Origin of the sequence: Bernardetia sp. MNP-M8, from assembly GCF_037126285.1 — a bacterium.
In the GTDB taxonomy this organism is placed as follows: Bacteria; Bacteroidota; Bacteroidia; order Cytophagales; family Bernardetiaceae; genus Bernardetia.
Map to the genome: position 1 here is coordinate 1,194,400 of NZ_CP147012.1, position 14,652 is coordinate 1,209,051.

At 29.9% G+C, this 14,652-nt stretch carries 13 protein-coding genes; 7 read left to right on the plus strand and 6 right to left on the minus strand.

What is annotated here, in order from left to right; genetic code table 11:
* Positions 1-75: 75 nt before the first annotated feature.
* Positions 76-870, minus strand: a complete 795-nt coding sequence (locus V9L04_RS04990; RefSeq protein ID WP_338792981.1) for a YjjG family noncanonical pyrimidine nucleotidase — start codon at positions 868-870, stop codon at positions 76-78.
* On the opposite strand from V9L04_RS04990, the gene V9L04_RS04995 reads away from it, so the two are divergent.
* The 5 genes from V9L04_RS04995 to V9L04_RS05015 all read left to right on the plus strand — a co-directional run bounded on the left by V9L04_RS04995 (position 844) and on the right by V9L04_RS05015 (position 8,408).
* Positions 844-2,835, plus strand: a complete 1,992-nt coding sequence (locus tag V9L04_RS04995) for a DUF885 domain-containing protein (protein ID WP_338792982.1) — start codon at positions 844-846, stop codon at positions 2,833-2,835. The two genes, V9L04_RS04990 and V9L04_RS04995, sit on opposite strands and share 27 nt — an antisense overlap.
* A 1,440-nt stretch (positions 2,836-4,275) precedes the next feature.
* Entirely contained in the window at positions 4,276-4,785 is a 510-nt protein-coding gene (locus tag V9L04_RS05000; protein ID WP_338792983.1) for an META domain-containing protein, read from the plus strand.
* A 78-nt stretch (positions 4,786-4,863) separates the two neighbouring features.
* The gene (locus tag V9L04_RS05005) at positions 4,864-6,987 is read left to right on the plus strand and encodes an OmpA family protein (protein WP_338792984.1); all 2,124 of its coding nucleotides are present in this window, start codon (positions 4,864-4,866) and stop codon (positions 6,985-6,987) included.
* Positions 6,988-7,372: 385 nt separating this feature from the next.
* Positions 7,373-8,203, plus strand: coding sequence for a class I SAM-dependent methyltransferase (locus V9L04_RS05010; protein WP_338792985.1), 831 nt, complete (start codon positions 7,373-7,375; stop codon positions 8,201-8,203).
* A 4-nt stretch (positions 8,204-8,207) separates the two neighbouring features.
* On the plus strand, positions 8,208-8,408 hold the full coding sequence (locus V9L04_RS05015) for a hypothetical protein (protein ID WP_338792986.1): 201 nt from the start codon (positions 8,208-8,210) through the stop codon (positions 8,406-8,408).
* A gap of 49 nt (positions 8,409-8,457) precedes the next feature.
* Here V9L04_RS05015 and V9L04_RS05020 read toward each other — a convergent pair whose 3' ends face one another.
* The 3 genes from V9L04_RS05020 to V9L04_RS05030 form a co-directional block, all read right to left on the minus strand.
* Positions 8,458-8,604, minus strand: a complete 147-nt coding sequence (locus V9L04_RS05020) for a riboflavin kinase (protein ID WP_338794185.1) — start codon at positions 8,602-8,604, stop codon at positions 8,458-8,460.
* 9 nt (positions 8,605-8,613) lie between these two features.
* Positions 8,614-9,735, minus strand: coding sequence for a serine hydrolase domain-containing protein (locus tag V9L04_RS05025; RefSeq protein ID WP_338792987.1), 1,122 nt, complete (start codon positions 9,733-9,735; stop codon positions 8,614-8,616).
* Between the two features lie 73 nt (positions 9,736-9,808).
* On the minus strand, positions 9,809-10,744 hold the full coding sequence (locus V9L04_RS05030; RefSeq protein ID WP_338792988.1) for a bifunctional riboflavin kinase/FAD synthetase: 936 nt from the start codon (positions 10,742-10,744) through the stop codon (positions 9,809-9,811).
* 237 nt (positions 10,745-10,981) lie between these two features.
* On the opposite strand from V9L04_RS05030, the gene V9L04_RS05035 reads away from it, so the two are divergent.
* Both V9L04_RS05035 and V9L04_RS05040 read left to right on the plus strand, forming a co-directional pair.
* Positions 10,982-11,521 (plus strand): transcriptional regulator, encoded by a 540-nt coding sequence (locus V9L04_RS05035; RefSeq protein WP_338792989.1) that lies wholly within the window; start codon positions 10,982-10,984, stop codon positions 11,519-11,521.
* Between the two features lie 68 nt (positions 11,522-11,589).
* On the plus strand, positions 11,590-12,363 hold the full coding sequence (locus tag V9L04_RS05040) for an SDR family oxidoreductase (RefSeq protein WP_338792990.1): 774 nt from the start codon (positions 11,590-11,592) through the stop codon (positions 12,361-12,363).
* A gap of 3 nt (positions 12,364-12,366) precedes the next feature.
* Here the strand turns inward: V9L04_RS05040 and V9L04_RS05045 are convergent, their stop codons facing one another.
* Both V9L04_RS05045 and V9L04_RS05050 read right to left on the minus strand, forming a co-directional pair.
* Positions 12,367-13,149, minus strand: coding sequence for a hypothetical protein (locus V9L04_RS05045; RefSeq protein WP_338792991.1), 783 nt, complete (start codon positions 13,147-13,149; stop codon positions 12,367-12,369).
* 42 nt (positions 13,150-13,191) lie between these two features.
* Positions 13,192-14,430 (minus strand): HD domain-containing protein, encoded by a 1,239-nt coding sequence (locus V9L04_RS05050; RefSeq protein ID WP_338792992.1) that lies wholly within the window; start codon positions 14,428-14,430, stop codon positions 13,192-13,194.
* Between the last annotated feature and the right edge of the window lie 222 nt (positions 14,431-14,652).

The window sequence follows — 14,652 nt, forward strand, 5'->3', positions numbered from 1 at the left end:
TTGAAATTATAAGTTATGGGTTGTCACTTTAGAATAGAGGGAGAATGATAATTAAAAAACTCTTGCCTTATCCTTTTACAAAATACCTTCAATTTCTCTCCAACAAGCAATATCATAACTAGCGACAGAATGTTGAGGTGTTTTTTTTAATGGATTATAAAAAATAGTTTTCATTCCTAAAGAGCGTGCGCCCAAAATATCAGCGTCAAAACTATCTCCAATCATAATAGAGTTTTGAGGTGTAGCGTTAGAGATAGCGAGTGCATGATTGAAAATAATAGGATTAGGTTTGGTAAATCCTGTACAATCTGATGTAACAATATTCTTAAAAAAATGCAAAATACCTGAATGTTCTAATTTTAGTTTTTGGCTTTCCTCAAAACCATTGGTAAGGATATGAAGTTGATAACCTTTAGATTGCAAATAAGTAAGCATTTCTAAAACAAAAGGTAAAAGATTGGTCTGACGAGGGCAATTATATTGATATTCGTTTTCTAATTCTTCCAAAAGATTAGTGTATAGATTCCTATCAAATAGTTCTTCTTTCTTTTTCATTTTATGTAGCTCTTCAAAGATATGTGTAAAACGACGTTGTCTTATCTTTACTTTGTCTACCAAGCCTTCATGATGTTGTTTCCAAAGAAATTTAGTCGTAGTTTGGAAGGCTTTCAAAAAATCGTCAAAACTTATTTTTTCATTATTAATAATTTTATCAGATAATTCATACTTTTGATACAAACTAAATAAAGTTTGTTTAGAATTTTGCTCAAAATCCCATAATGTATGGTCGAGATCAAAGAAGATATTCAACATAATATTCCCAGCAGAAATACTACGCTCAATATGGCGAGTAGAGGTGATGTGGTTCATACTAAATTTGCGTGGCGAAGGTTATGGATTCATGTAAGTCATAAAACAATTTCTTACCTAGAACAACTAAAAATAGGAAAAGTTATTTTACGTCTGTTTGTTTTTTCATTTATTATTTTTAGTATTTGGGTCTGTAACCTAATTTGGTTTAAACCTTTTAGTGTTGAGCTATTTTATGAGCGCATGTTTATAGAATATGGACAAGATGACCCAGAGCTTATGAGTCGTCTGCATCTTTTAGACAATTATGGAATAACTTATTACAATAGCCTCTTGACAGATATTTCTGATGAGGAACGTGATAGGCGTTATGAAGAAAGTATTGTTCGCAATTTTGAAATGCTCAGAACTTACAAACGTTCCCAACAAAACGAAGAAGAACTATTATCCACTGAAATATTAGACTGGTATTTAGAATTAGAAATTTATAGAAATGCTTTCCGTCAGTACGAATATCCTGTAAATCATATTACAGGCATTCAAGTGGAGCTACCTCGTTTTATGATGGAGGTACATCAAATTGAAACGCTTGGAGATGCAGAAGACTATTTAGAACGTTTATCAAAATTTGATGATAAATTTGACCAACTTATTCAGCTTTTACAATCAAGAAAAGAATCAAATGTAATTCCTCCTCGCTTTATATTAGAGCGTGTAATCGAAGAAACAAAAGATTTTATTGCTAGAAATGTAGAATATAATGTATTGTATAGAGATTTTTCTCGTAAAGTAGAGTATTCAGACCGAATTTTGCCCCTTGCAAAACATGAACTACAAGTAGAAGCAAAAGAAATAATAGAAGATGATGTTTTTCCTGCTTATCAAAAACTATTAAATTATTTAGAAGAAGAAATTGAATTATCAAATAATGATGCTGGAGTTTGGAAATTGGGCTATGATAGCGCAACAGCAATCATGTATTATAATACAATGCTGATGGTTCATGCTCATATTTCACAAGAAGAGTCGGCAGAAGAATACCATTTTAGAGGATTAGGAGAAATTAGTGATTTAAAAGAAGAACTAACAGGTATTTTTGATTCCTTAAATTTCCCACAAAAAGATTCTATTTCAAAAAATTTAGCTAAAATAAATAATCGTTTGCCTACTGATTTCAATATTGGTAATAATGATAAAAATTATTTAGCCACTTATCAGCACTACTCAGATTCTGCTTTTGAGGCTTTTGATAATTTCTTCTTGCATCAACCCAAAGACCCACTTAAATTAGTACGTGTGCCTTTACCTTTAGAAAATAGTGCGCCTTTATTGGAGTTTCATGGAGGACACGATAAAACACGCCCAGCCTTATATATTAATCTAAAAAATGCTGAAACTATTCCTCAAAATAAGATTCCAGTTTGGGTATATGAAAAAGCAGGAGGACGTTATATACAATCTTGGTACGAACAACAACTTACAGACATACCTACTTTTAGAAAAGTTTTGCAGTTTGATGTCTATTATGAAGGATGGGAGGGATATTTTGCTGATTTACTGACCGAACAGAATAGGAATTCTATTAATTACTACGATGACTTATATGTCAAGATTGGAAAAATTCAGAATGAACTTTTTATTACTTCGCTTTTGGTAGTGGATACGGGAATCCATCTAAAGCAATGGACTAGAGAAGAAGCGATTGATTTTTTGGTAGCAAATACAGGACTTCCTAGAGAAGACATGAGAGATGAAGTTGATAAAATAGTAGTTCGCCCTGCACAAGCTACCATTTATAAAATAGGGAAAATATACTTCAATAACTTAAGAGAGTATACAGAAGATGCCTTAGAAGAAAATTTTAACCTTAAAGAGTTTCATGAAATTTTATTAAAAAATGGACATATTCCTCTTCCTGTTTTGAAAAAGCAGGTAGAACATTTTGTTACTGAAAAAAAGAAACTCATCAGAGAAGCAGAAATGAAACAAGAAGAAGCTAAAGAAGAGGAAAAGGGAAAGTCTTAATAAATATTTTAAAAAAACTTCATAAAAACTTGCATTATCAAAATTTAATTTCTATATTGTATCAAGTTACAGAATTAAAAAACACAAACGGTGATTTTTAAAGAATATCAAATCATTTACTTTTAAGATTTGTTTCTAATAAATATATTAAAATCGTTAATCTATTTTAGAAACTCTTACTAAATTGTTGATAAGTTTCATCTCATCTAAATTAAAGTAGTATTACTTTTGAGACCTTCAAATTTGTTTGAAAAGGTAATAGTACAAAACAATTTTGCTACACATATAAAGTAAATTATTGTAACTCTCAGTTTATGTAGTTCTTTCTAATATAAATCATTCAATCGGGATTTTTTAGTTTTAGAAAACCTACTTCATTTTTATTCGTATTTTTAATTTCAATTAAAATTATATGGTATAAAAAATATTCAGATTTGTTTTTTAGAAAAAGTTTATCTGTGCAAAAATAGAATAACTTGATGTTTTGTTAGAAAATTAGTAGTAAAAAGACTTAGGTAAAATCTAAGTATATATAGTTATGAATAGCTTAAATAACTCTTCATAAATTCTTTTAAGAATCTTTTAAAAATAATTTTCTGTTTCTAATTTTATATGAATAAGAAAACATATAAAACGATAACAAAACTCTTATGAAACGTTCAAAATAATAATGCAGCATATTATAGTATGCAATTATTTCCTTTGGAGAGTAATGAAAGCCAAATACTTTGCTTTTAACCTTTCATATCAAAGCGACCACATTAGTTTTAATTTTGAAGTCTAGTAATTTGTGATTCTTGTTTTAGCATACATTAAAAAAAAGATAGACAGTTTATTTTCAAAAAACATTTCAATCTGTTATTATTTACTCAATTTATTGATAGTAATAACTTCATTTGTATCTTTACTTATGTTTCACCTTTAGAGCCCCGAAAATTTGCTCAACTTATTTGTTAATTTCAACTTGAGATGTATTTCTCTTGCTCTAAATTCAGGTCTCAACTAATAAAGTAAGCACACAGGAAATCAGATAATGTATCATTGATTTAATATAGTAAACAAGTAAAATTTGTTTTCGTATCCTTTACAAAATCTATTTCACGATAATTCGTCATTCTCGCTTACTTGTCAGATAAAATGAAATTTATCTAGTTGTATTTTATCCTGTCTAACCTACCAAATCAATTTTATTTGACTAATAGTTATTTATGTATTGATAGTTTGAGTTAGAATCAATTTAGGACAAAAAAACAGCGAACAAAGTCAGTTTTATTTATTGTATTTTTATTAAAATTTGTTCATTTGTTATGAAAGCATCTTATATAGAATAATCCTTACTATTTCATAAATAGTAGGGATTATTTTTTTGTAAAAAACATTCTGTAGAAAAAATCAGTTTATGAGTAATAGTACTATTTTTCATTAAAACTAAATCAAACAATGTTTATCAAATCAATTTTTTTATCTGTTATCCTAATTTTTTCAACTTCTATTTTATTTTCAAGCTGTAAAAGCAATAAGAAAACATCAAATCTTACTGACAACCAAAAATTAGCTAGAGTTTGGATGATGACAGATATGAATCTAAATGATGGAAATAATTTTTCAAAAGAAGACTTTATAAAAGCTAAAGCTAAAGTAGACCTTACAAAACTAAAAGAAATCACGACTGACTTGGATGGTAAAAGAATTGCCCAAGGAAATGCCTTTATGGGTTGTAATAGTATTTTTTTCACAGTCTCTACAAGTGCACAAAATGAAAATAAGAACAATATAACTTTTTCACAAGCAGGAATGACCAAAATGGCATGTCAGGAAAATATGGAGTTAGAAGCCAGCTTTGGAAAAAATATTTCTAACATGACAACTTACCAATTAGAAGGTCAATTTTTAACTCTTTCTTCGGAAGACGGAAAAAGAATGAAATTTGTGGCTCAAGATTGGGATTAATCAAAATAGAAAAAAGGAAATAATTTTTAACCTTTTTATTTCTATTCTCTATCTCTATTCTTTGCCTATATTTGTGCTATGCAATCAACACTTTACTTTTTAGATATTTTTTTAGCTGATTTTTTTTCTTATTCAAGAAAAGTCAGCTTTTCTTTGTTTATCTTTTTTTTTGGAATCTTTTTTTTACCTTCTCTATCAAAGGCACAAACGAATACAAATGTTCTTTGGGCAAGCGAAGTAATTGATTTTTCTTCTGAATATTTCGATGAAAATAATCCTACTCAAAACACAGCAAAACAAATTTTGGGCAAGCCTAATGTTCTTCCTGCTATTTGGCAAAGTCCGTGTGCTTGGTCACCAGCTCGTCCAGAAGCTCGTCAGGATGAATGGATAAAAGTAGGTTTTGAAAAAGCTATTTTTGTAAAGCAAATTGCCATTGCCGAGAGTTTTGGTGCAGGTGCAATTTCAGCAATTATTCTTTATGATTTGCAAGATAAAGGACATTTAGTTTATAAAAATCAGCGAACTCAGCCAGCTCCTATACAAGGACAGTTACTCAACATTTATCTAAAACAAAAGACTACTTACAAAGTAAAATCTGTAAAAATTAAACTCAATACAATTGATGTTGGAGGTTGGAATAATATTGATGCGATTGGAATTTCTGAAAGTGATATTCCTATAAAAGCAGAAATAAATATTACAAAAGATATTCCTTTTAACGAAACAGAACGTCTTCCAAGAACTGTAAACTCTCCATATAGTGAAATTTTGCCTATTATTTCTCCTGATGGAAAAACACTTTTTTTTGATAGAAAAGATCATCCACAAAATACACCTTCTATCTCAGCAGGAAAAGAAAATGATGATGTTTGGTTTTCTCGTCATATTTCAGATACGGTGTGGAGTGAAGCACAGCGATTAAGTGAACCTGTCAATAACAATCAGCATAATTATGTTTGCTCGGTAACACCTGATGGAAATGTTATTTTGCTTGCCAATGCTTATTTGCCTTCTGGAAAAATGGAACAAGGCGCATCAATTTCTTATAAAACGATTGATGGTTCGTGGTCATATCCTGAGCCTTTAAAAATAAAAGATTTTTATAATACTGATAAATACGCAGAGATTTGTCTTTCGCCAAACCGAAAAGTTTTGATTATGGCAATACGTAGAGAAGACACTTTTGGCTCAAGAGATTTGTATGTTAGCTTTCTACAAAAAGATAATTCGTGGTCTGTTCCAAAAAATATGGGTTCTATGCTCAATTCGGCAGCTTCTGAAATTACTCCTACACTTTCATCAGATAACAAAACACTTTATTTTGCTTCAGATGGCAGAAGTGGTTATGGAAGTTTTGATATGTATGTAAGTAGAAGATTAGATGATACGTGGACAAATTGGAGTGAGCCATTAAACTTAGGAAATGTCTTAAATTCAGCAGGTTGGGATGCAGGTTATTCCATTGATGCCAGTGGAGAATATGCCTATTTTGCATCTTCAAAACATTCAAACAAAACTACTGCTTCTGAATTGGATATTTATCGTGCAAAACTTCATGTAGAAGTTCGTCCAGATCCTATTTTGCTTATTTCGGGAACAGTTTATAATTCCAAAACGAAAGAACCAATTGGTGCAGAGATTTTTTATGAGATGTTGCCATCAGGAGAAAATGCAGGAACAGCTCAAGCAGACCCACAAACAGGAAATTATAAAATTGCTCTTCCTCCAAATTCAAATTATGGTTTCTTGGCAAAATCAAGAGGTTTTGTTTCGGTAAGTGAAAATATTGATGCCACAGGAAATGAAGTATATAAAGAAATAAAAAGAGATTTGTATCTTACTCCTATTGAAGTAGGACAAAAAATTCGTTTGAATAATGTCTTTTTTAGACAAGGTACAAATAAATTATTGACAGAGTCTTATCCCGAACTTGACCGATTAGTTTTATTTATGCTAGAAAACCCTACCATAACTATTGAAGTAGAAGGACATACAGACCTTGAAGGAATACCAACTATGAATATGAAACTTTCTGCACTGCGAGTAAAAGCCATTCAAGATTATTTAGTTAATAAAAAAATTGATAAAAAACGCATCGAAACTCGTCCGTATGGAAGTACAAATCCAATTACAAGAAAACGAGATGAAGAAAGTAAAAAACTGAATCGTAGAGTAGAATTTAAGATTTTGAGTTATTAAACTTTTCAAAGTTTTTTATTTATATAGAATACCAACGTTTCAAAGACGACAGAGACCACAATAGAGAACATAAAGCCAATGCAACTATGTAGTATTTGCACATTTTGAGGAAGTGATTTTAGTTTCAAAAAAAAATAACATTGCAAGCAAAATAAATCACAAATTAATTTCTATCTTTGCAGTCTGTTCAACTACATCTAACATATTATCTAGGTCTTAAAAGGCTAACTATACTTATTCAATCCACATAAGTAATGCACTACAAATCCACAAATTAGTGCAATTAGATAATCATGTCTGTATTTTTATAAAAATTAATTTACAAATTAATTCCTTTTATGTTTTGTCTGATTTTTCGACGAAAATAGAAGTTAAATATAAAAAAATGAATAGCAAACAACTCATAAATAGAGATATAGAATTATTTTATGAAAAGGCATCTGAAGAAACTAGACTTGAAAAAGGAATGGGAGTATTCGAATTTGAACGAGTAAAAACTTTAATTACGAAATACCTTCCTTTATCGTCATCTGTAATACTAGATATCGGAGGGGGAACAGGTAAATATGCTGAATGGCTTTCACAAAAAACACACATAGTACATTTGGTAGAGCCTGTTCGAAAGCACGTAAAAATAGCTATAAGTAGAGCAAATAAATTGAAAAATAAATATTCTGTTCATCTAGGTAAAGCTCAAAGTTTAGATTTTCCAACTAATTTTGCTGATATAGTGTTATTACACGGTCCTCTTTACCATCTTCAAAATCAAGAAGAACGAGAAAAAGCTATTTTAGAAGCAAAAAGAGTAGTAAAACCGAATGGTATTATTTTAGGATTTGCAATCAATTATACAGCATCAACTTTAGTAGGGCTTTTACAGGGATTAATTCACAAACAATCCTTTTTTGAAATGTGCAAAGAAGAAATAACAAAAGGTATTCATAACCCTCCTTATAATTTTCCTTGGCTTTTAGCAGAAGCATATTATCACACACCAAAACAGTTAAAAGAAGAATTTGAAAATCAAGAACTTATATGTTTAAATATGTATGCCGTTGAGGGTATTATTTGGTTGGATAAAAATTATTTTGCTAATATGTTAAATTCCAAAAAAAGGCAGACGTTATTAGAGTTACTAGAACTTACTCAAAACGACTCTAATTTATTGTCTATTAGTCCTCATATAATGATTGCTGCACAAAAACTTAAAACTTAATAATATGAATGATAAACAAAAATATTACAACGCCTTAAAAATAAATAATCGATATCATAACGAAATCGATATTGGAGAGCAGCTTGGTTTTGATGAAGAAACTACAAGAAGAATAATTAGTATTCTCCTTAAAGAACACAAAATCCAATATGTTACAAACGGTATATGTAATTACAAAGTAATTAAAAAAAGAGCTAAAAAATAAATTGTTAATTGTTGTTGGCGTTTTTGATACAATTACACCAACAACATATTTAAACCTTCAAAACCTCCAAACTCTCCTCTTTATCTCTAGCTAGTTGTGCTTTTAGCTCATCTAAAGAACTATATTTTTCTTCTGGACGCAAATATTTCACAAACTGCAATGTCAGATTTTTATCACAAATAGCTGTATCAAAAATGTTTTAAAACTATTTCAAATCCTCAATCAATCCTTCAACTACTTTCATTAATTTATCTGCTGTTTCAAGGTCACTTTGATTTGTAATTACAGAAATTCCTAAATCATATTTTGGTAAAATAAATAACCAATTTTGACTTCCAAAAGCTCCTCCATGCATACTAAAGTAGGTTGCGTGTTCTTCACTATTTCGAATAGGTAAATAATAAGCTATTTGTCTATTTCCATTTTTATAAAGAACAGTATGTGCTTCTAAAACAATACTATTAGAAGTATCTAATTGGAGTTCCATATAGTTTACCAAATCAGGCATTGTTGTTTTCACTCCCCCATCAGCACCAAACAAGACAACTTCATGAGGTACAAGTTTTCCTGTCATTCCATAACCATTAGCTAAATAAACTTTTTGCTCATCTGAAAGATTAATTTGTGTATTTTTCATATTAGCTTTACTGCTAAAATATTCTTTTACTATTTCATTAAATGATTTATTATAAACATTTTCTAGTATTTTTGCCATAAGTTCTGTATCAACATTAGAGTATTCGTATGTTGAGCCAGGAATAGTATCTAATTTAATTTTATGTAAATCTAAGAAAAAGTCATTTTTACTATAATTTTTTTGAATCTCATAAACTTTAAATGGTAAACTTTCATTAAAGTCAGAGAATAGGGCATTTATACTTTCAGGTAAAAATTTTGACATTCCACTCGTATGTGTTAGTAGATGTTTAATTTTTATAGGTTTTCCATCGTACTCAAAATTTGGAAAGTCTTCTTTTAAATATTTTCTTATATCATCTTCTAGGTTTATTTTTTCTTCAACAACTGCATTTGCTACCAAAATACCAGTAAAAGTTTTGCTTACTGAAGCAATTTCATAGATAGTTTTATCTGTAGGTTTATTAGCTTTACCTTTATCTAACTCTCCATAATGTCCTGTATATTTTTTACCATCTTTGCATATTCCAATTGATGCAGAACTAATTTTGGGGTCATCAATCAAAGAACTTGCATGTCTATCCATAGAGATTTGAACTGAATCAACAGAGGAATTAGATGTTATTTTTCCTGAACTCTTACAATTGGAAAGTAAGATAATAATTAGAAATAAAGTGATTTTGAGTTTCATTTGAGAATGTGTTTAAGTGATTGTTAGTGAGATGCCTTTTTTGTAGTTATGGTTGCAAACAATTAAATTTCACCTAAACCTTCAAAACCTCCAAACTCTCCTCTTTATCCTTAGCAAGTTGTGCTTTTAGCTCATCTAAAGAACTATATTTTTCTTCTGGACGCAAATATTTCACAAACTGCAAAGTCAAATCTTTATCATAAATATCTTTATCAAAATCAAAAATATTTACTTCAATGGTTTGTTTAAGATTTTTTCCTATCGTCGGACGAACACCAATACTTAGCATTCCACCATAATATTCATATTTATGATAAATTCGGACGGCATAAATTCCCTGTTTTGGAATAAGTTTGTGTTTGTCGGTCAGCTTTAGATTTGCTGTTGGATAGCCGATTGTTCTTCCAATTTGCTTTCCTTTTACTACTTTTCCAGTAATTGAAAATTCATAGCCCAAAAGTTCGTTTGCTGTTTGTATATCTCCATCAAAAAGAGCTTTTCTAATTCTTGTACTACTGATTGCATTGTCTTCAATGTCTTGTCTTGGAATTTCTTCTACTTTAAATCCAAATCTATCTTCATTTTCTTTCAAGTAATCAAATCCTCCTTCTCTATTTTTCCCAAAACGATGGTCGTAACCAATCACAAATTGACGAGTTTGTAGCTTTTTTTGAATAATTCGTTTGATGAAATTTTCAGAAGAAGTTTCTGCAAACTTTTTAGTAAACGGAATTACACACAAATGGTCAATTCCTAAATCTTCTAACAAAATGATTTTTTCTTCTAATGAAGTCAGTAACTTTAAGTCTTTTTGGTCTGGGAAAAGAACCAAACGAGGATGAGGGTGATAGGTCAGAACCACAGTTTGAGCATTTGGAGTGCGTTTTTTGAGGTCGACAACACGCTGAATAATTTTTTGATGTCCTAAATGTACGCCGTCAAACGTTCCACTTGTCAGGATTGTATGTTGAAGTTCGGGAAACTCTGAAACCTTACGGTAAATTTTCATCTAGGAAGAAACAGATTTATTAGTAGAAATTTGGAAATAAAAGCAAAGATAAAGTATTCAATTACGAATAAAAAACTAAAAATCCAAAGCAATAACTAAAATACGTATTTTTTCGTTAGTCTACTACTTTTACAGACTTTCAAATGAGATTGAAATTTGAGTTGAAATTTTGTACTTTTATAATAAATTAGACTATAAAAATTACACTAAGAACAGAAATAATAAATTGATAACAGAATGAAATTAGACGAAGCAAAAGCAAAATTTATTCAAGCTTGGGGTGTTTTGGGAACAAGTTGGGGGATTAGCCGAACAATGGCACAGATTCATGCACTCTTGTTAGTTTCTGCTGAGCCTCTTAGCGCACAAGAAATTATAGATACTTTATCAGTTTCTCAAGGAAGCGCAAATATGAATTTGAGAGCCTTAATAGACTGGCAACTTATCGAAAAAACAGTCAAGATAGGAGAACGAAAAGAATATTTTTCTGCTGAAAAAGATATGTGGGAAATTACAAGACGAGTAATGAGAGAACGCAGAAAACGAGAATTAGAGCCTATTTTGAAAATGTTGGAAGATGTGAAAAATATAGAACTTTCAGAAAAAGATAAAAAAGAATTAGAAACAAATGGACTGTTAGAACAAAAAAATAAAGAAGTAGAAGAGTTTAAAGAAATGATGGAACAAATCGATTCATTTGCTAGTCGTGCCGAAAAAGCATTAGATGTAATGATAAAAGCCTCTGAATCTAAGATTGTTGAGCGATTCTTGAAATAACGATTAGTTGTTAGTGATAAATTATTAGTTAAATACAAATTACCTTTATAATTGAATATTATTTAAAAATGAAAAACTCTTGGAATCTTAAAAATAAAAAAGCCTTTGTTACAGGTGGCTCAAAAGGAATCGGAAAAGCAACTGTTATTGAGTTTTTAGAACTGGGTGCAGATGTTTTATTTTCGGCTCGTAATGAAGATGAAATTCAAAATTTAGAAAAAGAACTTAAAAAAGAGTTTCCAAACTCGTTTGTAAAAGGACTAAAAGCAGATGTTACAAGCAAAAGAGAGCGAAAAACTATTTCTGATTGGATAGAAAAAAACTTTCAAAAACTAGATATTTTGGTAAATAATGCAGGAATAAATATCAGAAAATCAGCTTTAGAATATAGCGAAGAAGAATATCGTAAAATACTGGAAATCAATTTGATAGCTCCTTTTGAAGTTTCAAGAATTTTATATCCATTACTCCAAAAATCTCAAACTGCATCTGTTATCAATGTGGGTTCAGTAGCAGGAAGTCAGGATGTAAATAGTGGTTTACCGTATGCAATGTCAAAAGGTGGAATCAATCAACAAACACGTAGTTTTGCCGTTGAGTGGGCAAAAGAAAACATTCGTGTAAATACTGTTTCGCCTTGGTACACCAAAACACCACTTACAGAAGCAGTATTTGAAAATAAAGAAAAATTAGAAAATATACTTTTAAGAACGCCCTTGGGAAGAATAGCTGATGCAGAAGAAATGGCTTCTGTAATTGCATTTTTGGCAATGGATAAATCTTCCTATCTGACAGGACAAAATATTACTATGGATGGTGGAATGAGTGTGAGTGTTTTTTAGGGTTTACATATTGGAAATTTTCTCTTCTTCTAATTCAATATTGTTTATTAGATTGTCATAATCTTGCTTATTTTCCATTGTAAGCCATTTATATATAAATGTATTTCTCTTTTTTTGAGTTATATTGAATGCAATCTTGTCAGTTCTCCTAATAAACTCACTTCTAAGTTTTTGAATATACCTTTGGGTTGAATATTTAACAATAAGTATGAAAGTAAAAAAACATATGATATATATTGTATATTTATAAATATTGAGTTGTTTCTCTTCGTGCTGACTTATATCTTCTTTGGCTATTATTAGACTTTTAGAAATTGAATCTAAATGATTCTTTCTTTGAGATGACTCATAGTTTAATACCAGTAAAGAATCCTTTGATAAATATGAAGTGTTTTCAATAGAGTCATTTATCAAATAACTTAGCCTATTTTGTATATTCCTATTATGGTCAAGATTTTCTTCAATATTCTGCTCCACAAAACTAATTTTATTTTCTAAAATAGATGACATTAATAATGTCATTACTGAACCAGTCATCACTAAGTTAATTGAAGTAGATAAAAAAATAATAACTAAGATATGACCTATTAAATTATCACTTTGAGGATAAATATTTTTAGCAGCTTCTACTATAAGAAAATTTCTATAAGATTTAGAAACATGACTTAAAGTTTTTACCATCCAATCGCCTATTTTACGGAAGAAAGGAACTAAAATAAATGTAACTACTAGACTTACTAATATAGCTGATAAACTAATTTCTATTTTTGTATTTATAAAATCCATTTTCTTGTTTTTTATTTTTTTATCAAAAATAAACAAAATAATTTATTTCATCTTAGGATAACAAAAATAGTTTTTAGTAACAGCTTGTGTAAGTGACTGTAAATAAGGAATATCGGAAGCATTTGTAATGTCTATCACTTCGCCATTTTTTTTCAAAATACAAATTTCTTCGCCTGTTCCCAGTGCGTAAGCTGAGTTACTAATCTTTCCTTCACAGACTAAAAAAGACAATTCTTTATCGCTTATTCCAAACTGTTTTTTCACCTTTTCTTTTATTTCTTGTTTAAAATTTTGGTCTAATTCTTCTGTCGTTAAATGCGTTTTGAAAAGACGACGATTGACTAACATATTACTAAGAGAAGACAGAATTTTATCCTCACTTTTTGTCCAAACTTTTATACTTGTCCAAATATCATAATCATCTAATTGAACAAAATAATCTAAAACGCTTTTATCATTTTTAAATTGATTTAAAGTAATTTCATTTTCTAAGAAAAAAGAAAGTGAAGGAGTAGCAAATAATTTTGTATCATTTTGCACCAAAAATCTAGCTCTTCGAATGGTTTGAATGAGCATTTGTTCCGTCGAAACAGTTGTTTTGTGTAAATAAACCTGCCAATACATCATTCTACGAGCATTCAAAAAATGTTCGATGCTATAAACACCTTTTTCTTCTACAACTAATTTGTCATCACTCAGATTAAGCATTCTGATAATTCGTTCTCCTCCAATTGTTCCTTCCGAAACGCCTGTAAAAAAACAATCTCGCTGCAAATAGTCCATTCTATCTACATCTAACTGTCCAGAAACAAGCTGATGAAAAAATGGACGATGATAATTTCCTTTAAAAATTTCTATTGCTGTTTTGAGTTGTCCATTAAATTCTTCATCTAATTTTTCCATGAGCAAAAGTGATAATTCTTCATGATGACAATCTTTCAAAATCGTACATTCTAGCGCATGAGAAAAAGCACCATGACCAATATCGTGCAGCAAAATAGCAATCAAAGCCGATTCGTATTCTTTATGAGAAATTTTATGCTCCTTTAATCGCAATGTATCCAAAGCCATTCGCATCAAATTCATTGCGCCCAAAGCATGATGAAAACGAGTATGCAATGCCCCTGGATAAACAAATTCTGTAAGTCCTAACTGCTTTATTCTTCTCAAACGTTGAAAATAAGGATGATTGATAAGTTTCAGAATTAGTTTTGTAGGAATTCGAATAAAACCATGAACAGGATCGTTAATGATTTTTCTTTGTTGTGGATAATCGCTCATAAAGGAATAAATTTTTGTTTTTTATTCTCAACGAGGTCAACGCCTTGTTGACGGTTGGAAATATAGCAAAATAAACTGTCGTTGAAGTTCAAATGAAGCCGTCAACGAGGATTAAAAGAATGATAGAATAGATATACAAAAATACAAAGAAAAAAACGCTTCGAAGTTTATAAATTTATTTTTGAGTTCTCACAATATGCCACAAAATCATAGTAAGGAGAA

What these genes read in the sequence shown, in the direction of transcription:
- V9L04_RS04995 (WP_338792982.1), top strand. Translation starts at nt 844, where the DNA reads ATGGCGAGTAGAGGTGATGTGGTTCATACTAAATTTGCGTGGCGAAGG.
- V9L04_RS04990 (WP_338792981.1), bottom strand. Translation starts at nt 870, where the DNA reads ATGAACCACATCACCTCTACTCGCCATATTGAGCGTAGTATTTCTGCT.
- V9L04_RS05000 (WP_338792983.1), top strand. Translation starts at nt 4,276, where the DNA reads ATGTTTATCAAATCAATTTTTTTATCTGTTATCCTAATTTTTTCAACT.
- V9L04_RS05005 (WP_338792984.1), top strand. Translation starts at nt 4,864, where the DNA reads ATGCAATCAACACTTTACTTTTTAGATATTTTTTTAGCTGATTTTTTT.
- V9L04_RS05010 (WP_338792985.1), top strand. Translation starts at nt 7,373, where the DNA reads ATGAATAGCAAACAACTCATAAATAGAGATATAGAATTATTTTATGAA.
- V9L04_RS05015 (WP_338792986.1), top strand. Translation starts at nt 8,208, where the DNA reads ATGAATGATAAACAAAAATATTACAACGCCTTAAAAATAAATAATCGA.
- V9L04_RS05025 (WP_338792987.1), bottom strand. Translation starts at nt 9,735, where the DNA reads ATGAAACTCAAAATCACTTTATTTCTAATTATTATCTTACTTTCCAAT.
- V9L04_RS05030 (WP_338792988.1), bottom strand. Translation starts at nt 10,744, where the DNA reads ATGAAAATTTACCGTAAGGTTTCAGAGTTTCCCGAACTTCAACATACA.
- V9L04_RS05035 (WP_338792989.1), top strand. Translation starts at nt 10,982, where the DNA reads ATGAAATTAGACGAAGCAAAAGCAAAATTTATTCAAGCTTGGGGTGTT.
- V9L04_RS05040 (WP_338792990.1), top strand. Translation starts at nt 11,590, where the DNA reads ATGAAAAACTCTTGGAATCTTAAAAATAAAAAAGCCTTTGTTACAGGT.
- V9L04_RS05045 (WP_338792991.1), bottom strand. Translation starts at nt 13,149, where the DNA reads ATGGATTTTATAAATACAAAAATAGAAATTAGTTTATCAGCTATATTA.
- V9L04_RS05050 (WP_338792992.1), bottom strand. Translation starts at nt 14,430, where the DNA reads ATGAGCGATTATCCACAACAAAGAAAAATCATTAACGATCCTGTTCAT.